This window comes from Photobacterium sp. DNB22_13_2 (assembly GCF_052873915.1).
Window position 1 is genome coordinate 1 of sequence record NZ_JBNNXU010000032.1, and the last position, 17,088, is coordinate 17,088.

Here is a 17,088-nt window from a genome sequence, read left to right on the forward strand (position 1 = left end):
GAATACATTAGCGCAAACCAACCCCGTTATCGCAATTTTTACCCTTGCAATAACGAGGCGGACCATACATTTTTATAGCGAGCAGAACCAAACTGGCACATTGGATCCAAGGTACCCGAAAGTCCGTGAATTTTTGGTCGGGACTTATACACGCTTGGTGCGGAAATATAACCTTGATGGGCTGAAATTGGACTTTATTGATGAGTTCGACATGAGTCTTGCCACAGGGAAAGCGCTAGAGCCTGATCCATTACGGGATACCGAATCATTGCCCGAAGCGGTAGACCAGTTGATGATGGCTGTCCGAGAGGCGTTGTTGGCAATCAAGCCGGATATTTTAATTGAATTTCGCCAGCGTTATATTGGTTCGATGATCCGCAAGTATGGCAATATTTTCCGTGTACACGATTGCCCTCATGACTCCATTACCAACAGAGCGGGGATCATGGATTTAAGGCTGTTCTCTGGTAGTACCGCGGTTCATTCCGATATGTTTATTTGGTCAGAGACGGATACCGTTGAAAGTGCCAGTTTGCAATTTATTAATACGCTATTTTCAGTACCTCAAATATCACCTAACTTACTCACCCTGCCGGATAAGCACTTAACAATGAGCAGGCATTGGCTTTCGTTTTGGAATGAACATAAAGATATTTTATTGAATGGTGAACTTAACTCCTGTTACCCGGAAATGCACTATCCCATTATTGACTCACGACTCGGTAAAGAAAAGCTTATCACGGTTCATGCTGCGATGGTGTGTGATGTATTTAATCACCAAGAAGAAAATATAACAGTGGTGAATGGCACAATGAACCATTCAGTATTTATTAAATCTGATGAGAATATTATTGCCAATATTACTGTGTTCAACTGTATCGGACAAAAAATTAACGAAATTCCGCAACAAGATTTGATTGGAGTCAGTGAAATTCCAGTCCCTCAATCAGGGTATATAAAAATTAAAAAATAAACATCTAACTACAGCAACCTCTAGTATCCAACAATAATAGGTAACGCTATGATTAATGCTATGAGTAATAAAGTAAACTTAGGTACAAAGATAAGTTTTGGTCTGGGTGGTTTTGGTAAAGACTTCGGGCTAAACGTGATTAATGTCTTTCTGTTTTTCTATTATACCGATGTCGTCGGTGTTTCCGCAGCCTTTATCGGAACCGTGTTTTTGATTGCCCGAGTATGGGATACCGTCAATGACCCTATGATGGGATATATTGTTGCCAAAACAAAAACACGATGGGGACGCTATAAGCCCTGGATTCTGATCGGTAACATCTTAAATGCCGTGTGTATAATCGCTTTGTTCTCAGCACATCAGTTGGAAGGTATGACCCAACTGATCTTCATTGCCGTTACCTATATTGCATGGGGCATGACCTACACAATGTTGGATGCACCGTTCTGGTCGTTAGTACCCACTATCACCCTTAATAAGTCAGAGCGAGAAGGCTTAATGCCTTACCCTCGACTTTTTGCAACAGGGGCGAGTTACTTAGCGGGTGGTGCCGGTGTGTATGCGGTCAATTACTTAGGCAATGGAGACCAAGGCCAGGGGTATATGTTATTTGGCGTTATCGCCGCTGTCTTGGCTATTGTCAGCGCAGTGATCACTTGTGTCTGGACTAAACAGAATTTTGAAGAAGATCCGGAAGCTGCTAGCAAGTTTGATTTGAAAAGTGCTCGCACCGCTATATTTAAAAATGACCAGTTTCTCGCACTGATAGTCATGGCACTGTTTTATAATGTGGCCGTGAATTTAATGAATGGCCTTAACCTCTATTTTTTCCAGTATGTACTTGGTGACTCGAAGCTGTTTTCTATTTCAATGTTGTGGGCCGGGATCTTTGGTGTGGCCTCACTCGTTGTATTTAAGCCTCTCGTAAGAAAATTCGGTCGTAAACGTTTATTTAATTGCTCACTGCTTATGCCGTTAATGGCGGCAGTCACTTTGTATATTACGGCTAATTTCGCCCCGACATCCACTGTGTTGGTCGGTTTGGCTGGTGTATTTAATGGTTTATCGTCTGCATTATATTGGTTGATAGTACTCGTCATGGTGGCTGATACGGTTGACTATGGTGACGATAAACATAATGTTCGTTCTGAAAGTGTGTTGTATTCGGTGAATACCCTTGTTAGCAAATGTTCGGGTGCGCTGACAGGCTTCCTTGTGGGGGTATCATTAACCTTAATCGGGTATGTACCGAATCAAATGCAAACGGAAGCGACAACAATGGGCTTACAAATTATATATTTAGCCCCTGCTTTGTTATGCATCGCCTCTTACTATATCTATAACAAAATGTACTTGTTGAACGACGATGAACTGGATCGTATTCAAAATAACTTAGAGCTAAAATATAGCTAAAATAGATTCTGAACAGGTATCAATGCTAAAACCCCACCGGATGAAAATCCGGTGGGGTTTGCTTTATCGCAATCTAACTATTAACTATTAACTATTAACTATTAACTATTAACTATTACGGCTCACATCTCACCCGACAGCGACTTTTTCAGCTGTCTGCTGAATATCAACACTGTCATTGTTAAGGTCAATCACGATTGTTTCTTGGTTGGCAAAAATCGTGAGGGTCTGATCTGTTCCAAGCTGATAGGCGATTGGCTGTTTCTCACAGCACGACACTATCAGGTGTTCTTTTTGTTCAGGCAGCGACCATTCAAGGTGGTACATGTGCTCGTTGGCATCCGATACCACTTGCTCATCATGTGATTTATCATCGTCGTAGCCATATGACAATTCAGGGCTGATGCGATCATGGCTTGGTAAACCAACGTGGTAGTCGGTACCTTGTCCTGCAAGGTTAATGTGGTTACCTTCAACGAGCGCATCAAGTGGGGAGTGCAATCGCCACTGCACTGCTTGGGGCTTGCCCAGCGAGATTTGATCACAAATCAACAGCCCTTTACCAGTTTGCATGACAACAGTACGGGTGAAGTGATCGGTCTCTTCATAAGCATGGCTCAGTTCGAGTTGAACCAGTGACCAATCAGCTCCTTGTTCTTGCCGCAGTACCTTGGCTGTCGCCGCTTCGTTATCCAAGATTTGGCCTTTGCCTCCCACTTCTGTGCCGCTCTCTTTGTTATCAACAAAGAGCGGTAAATTATGGGCTTGGGTCGTGCGGGTCCATTGGCTGTGGTGACCACTGCCAAACCGGTAGCCGTAGCTGCCACTTGGGGTGAGGATGCTCTCACCTTTATCAAACAAAGCGATGTTACCCTGATCGGCATGGCGGTGTGAGCTGTTACCGAATTGGCTTGCTCGGTAGTACAGCGCTAGCCCTTCGGTTTGGGCTTTGCCTAGGCCGGCAAAGGGGTAATATTGGTTGTAAACGGTTTCTTCTTGGCATTCTGTTTTGGCGCAAGTCGTCTTTTCAGACACCGCGGCGTCTTTAGCGAATACCAGCTGTTTAACGGTTGGGACGACATCAAGTAAATGCAGGTGGAACACGTCGATCTTCGACTCCAGCTGTTGGCTGGCTTTACGGGCGTACTCGTCACCGAAACGCTGAGCGTAGATCCGTAAAGGGTTCTGGGCAAAAAAGCCCGGCCATTCCTTGCCATCACGTTTGCACCAGAAACCATCACCGAACGGGTGGATCTCTTGCTCGGGTGCGACAAAGTCCATCGCAAATTGGCAGTAGTTTTTGTAAAACGGGTGCTCATAGAAAGAGAATCCGCTGATCCGCTCTACTGACAGGAAGAAGGGGTGATGCCACTTGCTATACGACGATGAATAGAAAGGACCTTCAGCCCAGCTGCCATCTTCGCCACCGTAAAAAGGCAGTACACTTTGGTAAATCATCAAAGCGTAGTTCAGCCACCGCTCACATACTTGCTCATCATATTCTTTGTGCAGTGCCAAGGCGGCTACGCCAAGGTATGCGGGTAGACGAGAAGTGTGTGAGTGGCCAGGGAACTGCTTGAATTGATCTTGCTCCAAACGTTCTTCCATTTGGTAGGCAATGCGCACCAGCATCGGTCTGATGAAGTCTTTTTCACTTTCAGTCAGCAGTGGTGCCAGCCAGTGGTAGGCAAGAAACAGGTTACGAGCCAGAGACAAGCCAACTTCGTCGCCCCAAGTGCACGGACGCAGCAGTGAGGCCGGGCCTTCAGGACTCCACTCTGCTAATCGCAGCAGGAGTTGCACGGCTAACTCACCACTTTCTTCCTCGCCCCAGATTTTGTAGAGCAGGGTAAGCGCCATCAAGTCGCGATCAATCCAGTTTCGAACATTGGCAATGGCGGTACGTTTACCTTCTTCTTGGCCTCGACGGTAATGTGTCGGGTAAGAAATCGTATCGAGTTCGACCAGTGTTGCCGTACTCTTAAACGTTTCATAAGCTTGTGTAGACGCATCGCGCACTGCAGCAAGATCATGGTCAAAATACATTAGGAATTGATCATGTCGGGCGCATTGTTCAAACAATTCCTTGGCACTAGGAGGTAAGTATTTTTCTGTTTGGCCGTCGATGGCAAATGTCATCCACTGCGATGTTTCATTGTTGATGTCCTGTACTCGCCAGCGATATTGACCAGAAGAAAGCATGAAAGGCAGGCGAAATGGTGAACTGACGTTTTCCCAGCGCCATTGTAGCTGTTTTTCAACATGTTCAAGCTCGATACTGTACACGGCGGTATAGTCAAGCTGTGGCCAGTTAAAGCTTGGCGGGTTGACCTGTGCTGGTTTGTTTTGCTCAGGAGTGACAAACTTTTGAAAATCATGAGTTCGGCGTAGAGACAGCATATTACACCTCCTTGTTATACCAAATGTATTCGCCACTTTTGGGGTTGATTTCCCCTATTTGCTCGGCCGGAGATCCCGCGACGATGGCGTAAGGTACGACGTTGCGGGTCACGACGGCATTGGCACATACCAAGGCGGCTTTGCCAACGTTGACTCCGGGGGTAATGACGACACCAGAAGTCAACCAAACACCATCTTCGATCACCACTTTGCCTTTTTCCAGACAGGTCCGGGCACTGAAATGGTCTGTTGCCGGATCGAATAGGTGGTTGGAGGCTACGATCGAAACATGCGGCCCAATCAATACATTCTCACCAATCGTGACATCGCCGTTGATGTAACTGTAAAGACCGACATAAGCGTTTTTGGCAGGTTGGTTGTCGCCAATACGGACAATGGCTCCCGGAGCAATACGTACCCCTTCGTTGTGGAACCCGAGGATTTGGGCTCGGGTATTGTCATCCTCGAAATTATTGCTTTGGGTGGTATAGAGCGTGAATTTTTTGAATTCCTCTTCGCTCAACTCGCCACCGAATCTTTGTTGTACTGACATGTTTGTCTCCCCAAAAGAGATAGGAGCAAGGCTGCTCCTATCCCAAGTCACTCAAAATAAAAATTAATATTACTTAGTTCGTTGCCAGCTCGGCATCGATGGCTTCATTCAACTTGCGTTTGGAGCGAAGCAGTAAGAAACCGATAAAGCCAACAATTGACGCGACAACAATGAACAACGCACGGCCCCACAGTGGGTTAGGAACTAGGGCCAATGAGGCCAAGAATAGCGATGCAGTCAGTAGCATCTTGCCTAGCATGTCGTGCTGTTTGTTATCCATTACAATGCTAGCTTCGGTGTCTTCAACCACGACTTCAGTATCGACATTGTTGAAGAACTTGTTGATTTCAGCTGCACGTTCAGGTGATGGCTCTTTGTAGAAGAAGCGAGACAGTACGAAGAATGGCAACGTAATCGACATGTGACCGATAACACCCAGAGTAACTGACTTCATTTCAGCAAATTCACGAGCACTGATTGGTGCATCTAGGCCCAGTACAGCTTCGATAGTCTGTGGCGTGATAACGAAGGCAATGATGGCAGAAACACACATACCGACCAAAATTGTGCCCCAGCCAGCCCAGTCAGGCGTTTTGCGGATGAAGAAACACATGATGGAAGGAATAAGCACCGGGAAGCCAACTAGCGTACCGACCAACATCATCAGGTCAAACAGGCCGAACTCTTTTAGAGATGTCAGGAACAGGCCTGTGATGATGATCACCACACCGAATACCGCAGTTAGGATCTTACTGGCAAGCATCAGGTGTTTTTCAGAGAAATCTTTACAGAAGTATGGTTCGTACACACTTTTCAGGATAATACCGGCGTTACGGTTCAGTGCTGAATCCATTGATGACATGGTTGCAGCAAACATTGCCGCTAACATTAAGCCAACCATACCAACAGGCATTTCACGGCTTACGAAGATGTAGTAGGTTGCATCGGCAACCTTGTCGCCTAGACCGTCCAAGCCCCAAGTTGTCACATCTGGGTAGTTACCCGCGACAAACCATGCCGGCAGGAACCAAATCATTGGGCCCAGGATCATTAGGAAACAAGCTAACAGAGCTGCCTTACGGGCGTTTTTAGTATCTTTTGAGGCGATAAAGCGGTAAGAGTCGACCATGTTGTTGGTGCTAAAGAACTGCTTGATAAAGATACAGATAAACCAGCCGACAAACAGGTGGGTGTAGCTGTAGCCGTCACCAATTAGTTGCTGGGTAGGCAGACCCACTTCCATTAGGTTACCCACACCGCCAGACTTCCAAATCGCCACCATGGCTGCGACGAATGTCATTACAGTGATAATGATCATCTGCATGAAATCTGAGGCGATAACCGCCCAACTACCGCCAACCAATGACATGAACAGTACGACCAGACCGGCACCGATAATGGTTTGTTCTAGAGGAACACCGACGACCGCACTGGTAAATACCGCTAAACCGTTTAGCCAGATAGCAGCTTGAAGTACGCTGAGTGGTACGTTAGCCCAAGTGAAGACCTGCTCGTTCACTTTACCCAAACGTAGCCTTACGCCCTGAAGTGGGCTGATCACACGCATTTGACGCGCTTTAGCAGCAAAGAAAAGGTAGTTACAGAAGTAGCCGAGGGCATTGGCAATAAACACCACACCCACTGACATGCCGCTTGTTAGCGCTTTACCCATCAGGCCGGTAAAGGTCATGGCGCTAAGTGCCATCATGAACGCACTGGAGCCAACCATCCACCATAGCATGCGGCCTCCCCCACGGAAGTATTCGCTGGTGTTAGAGGCCGCCGAGCGAAATACCCAGCCAAGGCTCATAAGAAAGATGAAGTACACGAGAACGACAAGAATATCTATATCCATATCTGTAGGTTCCTATTGTGATAGGGCGAAGGTGTTATAAGACAAAATTGAGATGTCTCATCCCTTTTGTTGTTTTGGTTTAAGTAACCATGCGTGAAAAAGCATGGGACTTGATACACGTTTCACTATAGAGATCCTTACCAATCGGTGGAAATGATATTAATGTATAACAATAATACAAATGACGAATGGACAGTTGGATGGATATAAAAACACTCAGAACTTTCATAACCGTGGCAAAGTTAAAGAACTTTTCAGCTGCCGCGAGGGAGCTGCATACGGTGCAGCCGACGGTCTCGCGCCATGTTTCTGAATTGGAGAATGAACTGGGTGTAAAGCTGTTCCAACGGACAACTCACCAGGTCGATCTTACTCACGCTGGCGAATTGTTATTGCCTGAGGCGCTGAATATTATTGCCAATGATCAGCGGGTAAAATCGCTGGTGGGGCAAACGACAGAGCAAGGGGAATGCCAGATCAATATCGGCTATCTGGCGACTGCTTGTTCATTCTTTTTACCGACGTTATTGAGCCGGTTTACGGCGTCGAACCCTAATACCCATACCAACCTCTATGAAATGGCCGCCGATGAGCAGTATCAGGCGTTAATCGAGAATAAGATTGATATCGCCTTTTCCCGTCGACAGCCTAAATTGGACGGTAAGCAGTTTATGGTGGAAAAGATATACTCAGACAGATTGATGGCTATTCTGCCGTTGAACCACCCACTGGCAGAGCGTAAAGAGCTGTCTTTGAGCGAGCTGCGCAATGAGCGCTTTATCTTGTTTCAGCCCCATGAGTGGACCGAGATGTACGAGCATATTCTGCTACTTTGTCAGGAGAATGGCTTTTCACCCAATGTTACCTGCCATCCAGAGAATATGCGCCATTTGGTGACATCGGTATCTTCAGGGCTGGGGATTTCTATCGCACCGAAGTGTATTAAATTTATTGCTCAGGATAACTGTGTCTGTATCCCTATTACAGAAGTGAACCTGGTGTTGCCTCTGTATATGTATTACAAGCGGCAGGGGGGAGCGCCTCAACTGTCGGAGCTGGTGAGAGCGTGCTTGAACAAAGCGCCAGATATTCAGCTGATGCTACAAAGCTAAATGTTTGGTGTTTGGTCGGGGGCCAATACTTACAGATGTGCAGGTGCATAGACATAAAAAACAGGCTTACCTCTCGTTATCCCCCCCGGAAAAAAGTGTGTACTTTGATATAAAACCCCTTAACTGGGGTTTTTATTTGTTTATTTTCCACGCTGGACTATACATATATTGTATGAACTATATGTATTACTAGAAGGTGGAGATGGTAACAGTTCGAGCTAGAGCTAAGGTGCAAGAGGACAACACTGGGGTTAAAACCGAAACATACATTTTGCTCACCGAGCAAGGTGAGATACCTATGTTGACTGATTACATTCTTAAGCTGCAAGGAGAAGGCGCGAGCAAATCCACGCTTGCTAGGTTGTTGCAAGCTACATCAAAACTCATGGCTTACATGGATGTGAACAAGGATGTGTTTAACGATCCAGAGTTACTATTTCAGACTTTTGCCTCTCGATTATACACAGGCACCATTGGTGAGGATGGGCTTGACCCGTCAGGTTTATATTGGATGCCAGCGTCAACGCATCAGGTGAACCTGTTGGTCTCTTCCCTAACGAAGTTGACGGACTACCTAGCGAAGAAACATGGCGCTAAGTGCATGAATCCCCTGCAGGACGCGACTCCTCATGAAGAACGCCTGAACTACGCGGCTTGGTACAGAAAAACACAATATGACTTTCTCGGGCACATTGAAGATAAAAGCCTGAATGAAACAACGAAGAAAGTTCGCACCGTCAAAGGCCGCGCTCGACTGAAACCGTCGGATAACGCTGCCAAACGCTTCCCTAGACAGCATTTTGATGATTTCTTCTTTGCCATCGGTGAGTCGAAAGATGTAAGGGTCTCACTGAGGAATGAGATGATAATAACCCTTATGGAAGGGGGCGGGCTTCGGCATAGTGAAGCGATTAACCTTTGGGTAACGGATGTGTTAGACGACCCCGACGACCCTGAAAACTGCATTGTTCGAATTTATGATGAGCAGGATGGTAAAGCCCCCCACAGCTTCAAATCTAAAGGGGGGCAAACGAACAGGGCAAGCTACCTGAAAGAAAAATATGGCCGTATACCGCGTAAGAATATGATCGGCAATGAGCACGTTGGGCAAAAATGGACAAAACCATGTAACGGCACAGACAATTTTATACAGGTTTACTGGTTCCCTGCTGAGGCTGGCAGAGTGTTCAAAAAACTCTGGCAGCAATACATCCCTTACCGCGCCGACATGGTATCCGACAATAAGCGCCACCCCTATGCCTTTGTTTCATTTGGCAAAGATAAGAGGTATTACGGCTCGCCAATGCGAATCAAGGCGTTTGAAAGCGCCTATGAAAAAGGCTTAAGGCGTATCGGGCTAGAGCCAAATAAAGATGAAGGACTCGACCCCCATGGTCACCGCCACGCTTATGGTTACAACCTTTCCGACTCACGCTTAGACCCCTTTATTATCCGAAAAGCATTGCACCACGCCAATATCGAATCGCAATTGGTGTACACAGAGCCTTCGCCAGTCGATGTTACCAAAGCAATGAATGTCGCCTCAAAGCAGTTGCAACAACGCCACGAGCCTGACGAACTAGCCGTCAAAAAGTGCGTTGAGTCTGCATCGCAAGCCCTACTCGAAGACAAGAAAACAAGCAAAACACCCAATTGGCAATCACTCACTGAATATGGGTTTCAGGACATTGACCCGCAAGGGTTATTTACAGGTAAGCACCCCAAACTCAGCCGTAAGCGAGATAACTAAATGGCAAAAAAAATAACCCGTGACGGGCGCTCAACTGATGATACGTTTATGTGGCTTGTAAATGCTCACGGCAAACAGTGGCAGCAATGGGCAGACTTTGCGAGGGGGTGGTTTTCTACATTGGAATCAAACCAGTACCAAAGAAGTGCACTTATGCATTTCTTTGAGACCTATCTCACCTCACATGTACCCTATGCCGCAGACCCGCCATTGTTTTTCAGTGGGAATAATGGTCATATTTGCTCCTCTGAAGAGTTCATAAAGGTAATAGTAGACAAGGGTGTCAATGCAGCCAAAGAGAAGTACAACAACAGCATCGTTGATTTTATTGACTGGGTGATTAAGCATCACTTCAGCATTGAGCATGATAGCGGCCAACCGAAAGTGATGTTTATGAACCCTTTTGAGAAAGTTAAATCTCCCGGTGGCAAACCAGAGACCGTACGCACTCCGTTGCCTTACCGATACGTGCTTGATTTGCGCAATATCCTTTGCCCAGAACTTGATGAGGGTGAATTAGCGCAGCGTAAAAAAGTCGCAAGCGACAAAGCCACAGAGCAACTCAATAAACTTCAGCAAACGCATGAAAGGCTGCAAACCAAACTAGCAAGTGCGACCACCAACCAGTTGAAGAGTAAACTCACTAAGCAAGTGGCTGAGAGTGAGCATGCAGTTACGCTCAAAAACGCCGAAATTCACTCTATTGAGTCGCTGCCATCATATCGCTTTACCCACTTCTCTGATTGGGAATGGGCATCCGAGGCTGAGTTTGGTCGTAACATGTGGATTGAAGTCGATAGCGATTATGTTAAAACCCATCAATCCGACCCTGACTTTTTGTGGCGCAGTAAAACGGTTATGCGAAATATCAAAGGTAAGGGAAATCAAGATGTGCTTATTTACCAACACTGGTCGCCCGTTTGCGCCATGCTTGCGTTTATCAAGCTACATTTGCCGCTGCGCACATACCAGATACGTATGCTCGATTCTGGCGAAGCAGATACGCATAGATATGAGGGCGGTGCTTGGCTGCCCAATAAAAAACATGACTTCAAGCTAGGGTCGGCGAGAAACCCTTTCAGTAAAGGGGTGTTTACCCGAATTTATGACAGCTATGAAAGCACCTATTTAACAGGCTTGTATATCAACTCCAACAAAACAGCCGACCAAAATAAAGACGAATTTGACCGGGGATATACCATCCCATGGCAAAATGAAGAGGTGCTTTACTGGCTTGAAAAGCTGAGAAACTGGCAAGAGAAATACAACCCGATTCCAAAGCCCACCTCCTGTCTGGGTTTGAAAGCGAAACACACAGGCATAAAGAAAACACAAATGCAATTAAATGCAATGGGAAGTATTTGTTTCTTGTTCCGTGACGCTTCTGCAAAAGGCTCAGACAAACAAAAACCGTTGAATAGAACCACGCTTTCGACATTTTGGTATCAATTATTGCTTGAGCTGGAAAATCAGTTAGCAGCCAAAGGCATTACGCTAAAAGATGGAGGTAAGCTCAAATTAGTGCAGGATTACCCTGAGGGTACGAGTCTGGCTTACTTGGTATCCACTTCTTTCCCTCCTCACTCCATTCGTGTATCCCTCATTACCGCCTACACAATGGAAACAGATTTACCCCTGCCTGTCATTTCGAAGCTCTTGGCGGGACATGCTCGACTTTTGATGACCATCTACTACAACAAAATAACGCCCAGTGTGATGCGAGATGTGATGGATGGGACTCACACTAATCTGCTTGAAAACGCAGGGGAGCAGACCCGCTTGTTCCTTCGCAACCAAAGCTTGGAGCAGATTGAGTGCAAGATGGTCTACCACGATAACGAAGGCACATTGAGTGCCTTGACCAAGCAGTTACCCGTGGGATGGTCGAACCGCCCTTGTGGGCTGTGCTTGGTAGGCGGCAACACCACGAAAATGGACATAGACGCACCGCCCAGTGGCTGTTGGAATGGCGGTGTTCTACTTGTCGATAATACAAATAGTCATAACAGACTCTACGAATCCCTCCCTCCCCATAGCTGTACCCGCTGCCGCTGGTTGGTCACTAACGCCTTATATTTGCCAGCCTTAATCGCCCACAACAACCGTTTGAGCTATCAGGTTCATGATGCCGCAAACCTTGCGGTCGAACTGGAAGGTGAGTTGAGGGAGCTGAAGGATGAACTCACCGACGCCCTAGAGAGTGATGCGGTTTTCACAAAACACGCTGAAATGGAACTCATGGAAAACCGTGTGGAGCAGCAGAATGCGTTAGCCAACGAGCTTGTCAAGGACTACATCGGGACATTCAAACTGATTCAGCGCATTGTGGATATTGAAAACCAACGCCAAGACGGCGATAACAGCGATAAGTTGGTGGCGCTGGGTGACCAAGATGATGTTGAAATCGCGCTTCAATTTATGGAAACCGACTCTGAGCTATTCCACCTCTCGCTGCTTAGCCACGATGCCGAAGTCTACCCAGCCTTGATGGATGATTTAGTGAAATTGCCCGCACTGCCCCGCCAAGCAAAAACACTCAGTCGCTTCTTGGTCAAGAAAGGTTACGAGCCTGTGTTTCTTGAAATGGACGATAAGACCTCTGCTATCGCCGCGAATGCCCTCATGCGTGAAATGGCAAAGATTGCCGACCCTGATAACTTGTTGGAAGGTATGCGCAAAGCCGCGACTTACCTTGAATCAGGCCAATACCTTGAGGAAAACGGGTTGCTGGAGAAAGGGGTTGCAGGGCTTATAAAGAGCAGCGACACCATTCAATCCAAACTGCTGAAAGACCTAATAGGAGTGAGGTGACATGGCGAATGAAATCGACCCTGACATCCTCGCTGAAAGCCTAAAGGAAGGTAAGTCAGTGCGGATGCAGAACTCTATCGACAAGCTCAACACCATGCTGAGCGAATACTATGAAAGTGGTGAGCGGGACTTTTCTGTCACCACCATTGGCAGGGTGTCGCAGGATAACGGTGGTGTGGGTTACCCGTCGATTCGTGCAACGAAAAACAAGCACTTTCGTGACCTGATAGCGGCATGGGCCGCCAAGGCCGATACCACCATGAAAAAGCCGCCGGTCCCCCATGCCGAATCCCGCAGGGAGCCGAAGGACAACGACCTGCTAAAGCAGATTGATGATCCAGTCCTTCGTGCATGGATGGGACAGATTATTGCTGAGCGGAACCGCTTCAGGAATGAACTCAATATCCTGAAAAGCCAGACGGAGTTTGTGATAGACCGTAGGCCAGTCCGGCAGTTTGATAACCAGGCACCGGATAACCCTGTTGAGGTGCTGCCCCCTATCACATTGACAGAAATGGAGAAGATGGCGCTAAAGGCACTGTTCGATACGGAGCGCCTAGAAGAGAACGGTTGGGAGATTCATGAAAATGGCCGAGTAATGGCAACCGAGTACGATACGGAGGTACTTCCACGCCCATTCGCCAAGGTCATCAAAAAGGTACTGGGAGAGTCTGATGAGTAAAGCTAAGGGTGAGGCATTCGTTAACACGTTCTTGGTGTGGGCTGAGACCCAGTCTAAGGCTGATATTGAGGCGATAACCTATGGTGGGCGGCTTAATCGCACTGATTTGCAAGCGGCGATTGGGTGCTCTGGCAATGCCTTGAAACCCAAAACCGGAAACAAGCAGTTACTCCAAGAAATTGAAAAGTTCGAAAATAAACTAAGGAAGGACAAGTGGCTCCCCCCGCTTAGTGATAAAGGCAAGGCGAAGCAAGAAAGTCATACACCTAAACGCTATGACAGCTCAGAAAGTGAAGTCGTTAGACTGAAAACCCGGAATAATGAGCTGGAAAGACGGCTGATGGAAGCAGAAGCGAAGGTGGAAGACCTTAAAAAAGAGAATAAGAAATTCAAGGAATTGTCCCATTACATTGCCGAGATGGGAGTGATGCCACGATGATGCAATTGAAGGAAGAGTCATTCAGGGTAACCAGCATTCCATTGCATTTACGTGATGTGGTGGTGCTGCTAGGTGTGCCGCTCAAGCGGGATAGCTACCGAATCAATAACGGTAAATACATGGTCAGCGTCAAGATGAACCCCAAAATGCTGCCTGTTACTCCCGCTATCGGTCAACACTGGGACATCGAAGGCCAGTGTGAGGTTAAATCACTGGCCGTCGGCGACTTTGATATGCAGGAACACGCTTTTTTGTCCCCAGGTAAAATCACCTGCACGCTTCCTGACACACAAGAAGCACTGGTGCGCTTCATTGCCTCTCAAACGACCTTTAAGGGAATCGGTGAATCTAAGGCTAGGGAGTTATGGACAACATTTGGTAAGAAGCTCTACACGCTCGTAGAGGAGGACACAGAGGCCAACCGTGAGGAGTTAAGGGCCGTTTTAACCGAGACCTCGATTTCAGCGCTGTATGAGGGATTCGACAAGTACGCAAACCTCAAAAGTGCCAACTGGATGACAAAGCATGGCATTCCACAGGACATTCAAGCGAGATTATTTAAACACCACGGCAAGGAGTCCGTTAACGCTATAAAATCCGACCCGTACAGGCTAATGACATTCGGCTTGTCTTTTGCTGATACCGATGAATTGGCATGCGATAAGTTCTTTGTGTTGCCCGTCGATACCCGCAGGTTGGTTGCAGCGTCTGAAGCCGCCATCATGAGAACAATGGATGGCGGCCATACCTGCGCCTATCAGAACGATTTGCGTTACGGGTTAAGCAAGTATCTCAAAGAGGCTGAGTTGATAAAGCTTGCATTGAAGGTCAGTTTTGATGAGTGCCGCTGGATTTACCATGAGGCATCAAAAGCTTACCAATCAACTGCCATGTGCCTGATGGAGAATACGGTCACTGAACGTTTCGCTACGCTTGCGGTTAACAATGACTTATATGATGAAGCCGTTAATGATGCTTATGTGAAAGCCATTCATGGATTGCCGTACCCACTGACCCAGAAGCAAGAGCAAGGTATCATGAGTGCCTTAGACAACAGTATTGCCACCATTACAGGTGGTGCGGGAACAGGTAAAACAACGGTTTTACGCACTGCTTTGAAGGCTTTCAAGAGCCTCGGATACCACATCCATGCATTGGCACTATCCGGGCGGGCAGCGAAGCGTTTGCATGAAAGTATCGGTATGGAAACCAGCACCATAGCAGGATTTTTACGAAAAGGTGAGGAGCAGTCACCGGATGAAAAACACCTCGTGGTCATTGATGAGGCGTCGATGGTTGACTTGCCGACCATGTTCCGCATCGTGACATCCATCCCCCCTGAAACGCGCATCCTTCTGGTTGGCGACCCTAACCAACTCCCCCCAATAGGTGTAGGGCGAATCCTATTTGATGTGATTGATTCAGGCGTTATCGTTAATACAACCCTTGATATTGTAAAGCGCCAAGAAGGCTCAACAGGCATTCCAGAATATTCAAAAAGCATCAATGACGGTGAAGTCCCCGCCCATTTAACAACAGGCAACATTACATTCCACCAAGCATCGTCTAAAGAAACAATGCTTGAAATTGCGACGACGTTATTTGCCCTAAAGCCTGACGAATCCAGAGTGGTTGCACCCACAAAAGTGCTGGTCAAAGAGTCGAATGCCAGCATACAAGCTGAGGTAAATCCTGATGGAGCCCGTATGCTATTTCAGTTGGGGATCGAGTATTTTAATCATGAGCTAAAACAGAATGACAGGGTTATTTTTATCAGGAATAACTATGACCTAGGTATTCAGAACGGGTCGTTAGGCCAGCTCATTTCGGTCACTCAGGATGGCGATACGTTAGGTGAGGTTCGTACCGATGAAGGCCACATAGTACCGATTGACCGTAACTTGATTGATGATGTGAACTTGGGGTATTCGATGACCTTGCATAAAGCCCAAGGCTCCCAGTTCCCCCGAATCATTATTATCGTGCCGAAATCCCGGTTAGTGGACAGGGCTTGGTTGTATACCGCTGTGACAAGGGCGGAGAATGAGGTGCATATCATTGGTGATGAAGACGTGATCCGCGAAGTGATTGAGGCTCCATCACACACTTCCACTCGGAACACCATGATGGCTAAGTTGATTGAGTCTAAAGTCGTAGAAAAGCTGAAGGGCTGTCAAGTTGACTCGGTGAATGCCTAGCGAGTAGTGAGCTGCGCGAACGTCAAGCCGAAGGCGAACGAGTGGCTGAACCTAGTCTGCTTTACAGCATATCCTTTGATAGCCTACTGGGTAGGTGTGGGCACAGGATGTGCCAACGCCTTACCAAGCCCTGTGGCAGAGCCATAAGCGAGTACCAAATGAAAAAAAGACTCTGCTGTTACGTGTTGCTGGCCAATTGCAGTTCAGGAGGGGTAACACAGTTCTGCCCCATTCTGTTTTAGTTAGAGTTATCAATAGTAACTTCTCAGGCTGTTAGTTATGATAGAAATCAATCTATATGCTTGTATGCAAAAAAGTAAAATAGAAAATGTATATGTTAAGAAAGCTTTGGAATGTAATTAGTCAATTTTTTTCCCAAAAAAATGAACCTGACATTAAATCCGATATAGCGCTAACTACTAAGCTAGATGAACCTCACACTGGCCATACTTCGCCCAATTGTATGCGAGCGCTAAATGTTCTTGGTAAGGACTTCCTTGATGTTTACGAAAAAGAGCACAGCATAATTCTTTCGCACAAAACCTTTGGGGATGGCCCTGTACTAGAGGTGCGTGAGGCTGGGAATGCGGTTTATCTTGATGTTGATATAGATGGCGAGATACTAACCTTTAAGTCTTCGTCTTTGTCCGATAAATTCTTTAATGGGCCTTCGTAACTCATACGGTTGCTGATAAATATAATAGCTACAAAACATTCACTGAGAAAAAGCGACGAATTCAAGAAGAATATCGTCAAGCATTCCAGCGTGAGGCTGAACTTGATGAATTTCATGGCTGCTCTGTACTATCCAAAGGTAATCGCTGGAAGAAGTATGGTAATGATACTTCACATACCTACTCTCAAACGAAGGGTGGAGGCAAAGGCCTGCATCATTAGCAAGT

At 46.8% G+C, this 17,088-nt stretch carries 11 protein-coding genes and 1 pseudogene; 9 read left to right on the forward strand and 3 right to left on the reverse strand.

Annotated features, from left to right (window positions below; translation table 11 throughout):
• Both ACVA58_RS26215 and melB read left to right on the forward strand, forming a co-directional pair.
• Nucleotides 1–973, forward strand: a pseudogene (locus ACVA58_RS26215) (glycoside hydrolase family 36 protein); the annotation flags it as partial.
• A gap of 60 nt (nucleotides 974–1,033) precedes the next feature.
• Nucleotides 1,034–2,386, forward strand: a complete 1,353-nt coding sequence (gene melB / locus ACVA58_RS26220) for a melibiose:sodium transporter MelB (RefSeq protein WP_446513197.1) — start codon at nucleotides 1,034–1,036, stop codon at nucleotides 2,384–2,386.
• A gap of 129 nt (nucleotides 2,387–2,515) precedes the next feature.
• Here melB and ACVA58_RS26225 read toward each other — a convergent pair whose 3' ends face one another.
• The 3 genes from ACVA58_RS26225 to ACVA58_RS26235 form a co-directional block, all read right to left on the reverse strand.
• Nucleotides 2,516–4,786 carry a heparinase II/III domain-containing protein gene (locus ACVA58_RS26225; RefSeq protein ID WP_446513198.1) on the reverse strand — a complete coding sequence of 757 codons (2,271 nt, stop codon included), beginning with the start codon at nucleotides 4,784–4,786 and terminating at the stop codon, nucleotides 2,516–2,518.
• A 1-nt stretch (nucleotide 4,787) separates the two neighbouring features.
• Nucleotides 4,788–5,339: an acyltransferase gene (locus tag ACVA58_RS26230; protein WP_446513199.1), complete on the reverse strand. Its 552-nt coding sequence runs from the start codon at nucleotides 5,337–5,339 to the stop codon at nucleotides 4,788–4,790.
• A gap of 73 nt (nucleotides 5,340–5,412) precedes the next feature.
• The gene (locus ACVA58_RS26235) at nucleotides 5,413–7,194 is read right to left on the reverse strand and encodes a sodium:solute symporter family transporter (RefSeq protein WP_446513200.1); all 1,782 of its coding nucleotides are present in this window, start codon (nucleotides 7,192–7,194) and stop codon (nucleotides 5,413–5,415) included.
• Nucleotides 7,195–7,394: 200 nt separating this feature from the next.
• Here ACVA58_RS26235 and ACVA58_RS26240 point away from each other — a divergent pair, with 200 nt between their 5' ends.
• The 7 genes from ACVA58_RS26240 to ACVA58_RS26270 all read left to right on the forward strand — a co-directional run bounded on the left by ACVA58_RS26240 (nucleotide 7,395) and on the right by ACVA58_RS26270 (nucleotide 16,862).
• On the forward strand, nucleotides 7,395–8,306 hold the full coding sequence (locus tag ACVA58_RS26240; RefSeq protein ID WP_446513201.1) for a LysR family transcriptional regulator: 912 nt from the start codon (nucleotides 7,395–7,397) through the stop codon (nucleotides 8,304–8,306).
• Nucleotides 8,307–8,508: 202 nt separating this feature from the next.
• On the forward strand, nucleotides 8,509–10,056 hold the full coding sequence (gene gmtY, locus ACVA58_RS26245; protein ID WP_446513202.1) for a gamma-mobile-trio recombinase GmtY: 1,548 nt from the start codon (nucleotides 8,509–8,511) through the stop codon (nucleotides 10,054–10,056).
• Nucleotides 10,057–12,867, forward strand: coding sequence for a gamma-mobile-trio integrase GmtZ (gmtZ, locus tag ACVA58_RS26250; protein ID WP_446513203.1), 2,811 nt, complete (start codon nucleotides 10,057–10,059; stop codon nucleotides 12,865–12,867).
• Between the two features lies 1 nt (nucleotide 12,868).
• Complete coding sequence (gene gmtX / locus ACVA58_RS26255; RefSeq protein ID WP_446513204.1) at nucleotides 12,869–13,549, forward strand: gamma-mobile-trio protein GmtX; 681 nt, start codon at nucleotides 12,869–12,871, stop codon at nucleotides 13,547–13,549.
• Entirely contained in the window at nucleotides 13,542–13,988 is a 447-nt protein-coding gene (locus tag ACVA58_RS26260) for a VPA1267 family protein (RefSeq protein WP_446513205.1), read from the forward strand. The genes gmtX and ACVA58_RS26260 overlap by 8 nt, the downstream gene beginning before the upstream one ends.
• The gene (locus ACVA58_RS26265) at nucleotides 13,985–16,186 is read left to right on the forward strand and encodes an ATP-dependent DNA helicase (protein ID WP_446513206.1); all 2,202 of its coding nucleotides are present in this window, start codon (nucleotides 13,985–13,987) and stop codon (nucleotides 16,184–16,186) included. The genes ACVA58_RS26260 and ACVA58_RS26265 overlap by 4 nt, the downstream gene beginning before the upstream one ends.
• 334 nt (nucleotides 16,187–16,520) lie before the next feature.
• On the forward strand, nucleotides 16,521–16,862 hold the full coding sequence (locus ACVA58_RS26270; RefSeq protein WP_446513207.1) for a hypothetical protein: 342 nt from the start codon (nucleotides 16,521–16,523) through the stop codon (nucleotides 16,860–16,862).
• Nucleotides 16,863–17,088: the final 226 nt, after the last annotated feature.

What these genes read in the sequence shown, in the direction of transcription:
- ACVA58_RS26230 (WP_446513199.1), bottom strand. Translation starts at nt 5,339, where the DNA reads ATGTCAGTACAACAAAGATTCGGTGGCGAGTTGAGCGAAGAGGAATTC.
- ACVA58_RS26260 (WP_446513205.1), top strand. Translation starts at nt 13,542, where the DNA reads ATGAGTAAAGCTAAGGGTGAGGCATTCGTTAACACGTTCTTGGTGTGG.
- ACVA58_RS26270 (WP_446513207.1), top strand. Translation starts at nt 16,521, where the DNA reads ATGTTAAGAAAGCTTTGGAATGTAATTAGTCAATTTTTTTCCCAAAAA.
- gmtY (WP_446513202.1), top strand. Translation starts at nt 8,509, where the DNA reads ATGGTAACAGTTCGAGCTAGAGCTAAGGTGCAAGAGGACAACACTGGG.
- ACVA58_RS26225 (WP_446513198.1), bottom strand. Translation starts at nt 4,786, where the DNA reads ATGCTGTCTCTACGCCGAACTCATGATTTTCAAAAGTTTGTCACTCCT.
- gmtX (WP_446513204.1), top strand. Translation starts at nt 12,869, where the DNA reads ATGGCGAATGAAATCGACCCTGACATCCTCGCTGAAAGCCTAAAGGAA.
- ACVA58_RS26240 (WP_446513201.1), top strand. Translation starts at nt 7,395, where the DNA reads ATGGATATAAAAACACTCAGAACTTTCATAACCGTGGCAAAGTTAAAG.
- ACVA58_RS26235 (WP_446513200.1), bottom strand. Translation starts at nt 7,194, where the DNA reads ATGGATATAGATATTCTTGTCGTTCTCGTGTACTTCATCTTTCTTATG.
- gmtZ (WP_446513203.1), top strand. Translation starts at nt 10,057, where the DNA reads ATGGCAAAAAAAATAACCCGTGACGGGCGCTCAACTGATGATACGTTT.
- ACVA58_RS26265 (WP_446513206.1), top strand. Translation starts at nt 13,985, where the DNA reads ATGATGCAATTGAAGGAAGAGTCATTCAGGGTAACCAGCATTCCATTG.
- melB (WP_446513197.1), top strand. Translation starts at nt 1,034, where the DNA reads ATGAGTAATAAAGTAAACTTAGGTACAAAGATAAGTTTTGGTCTGGGT.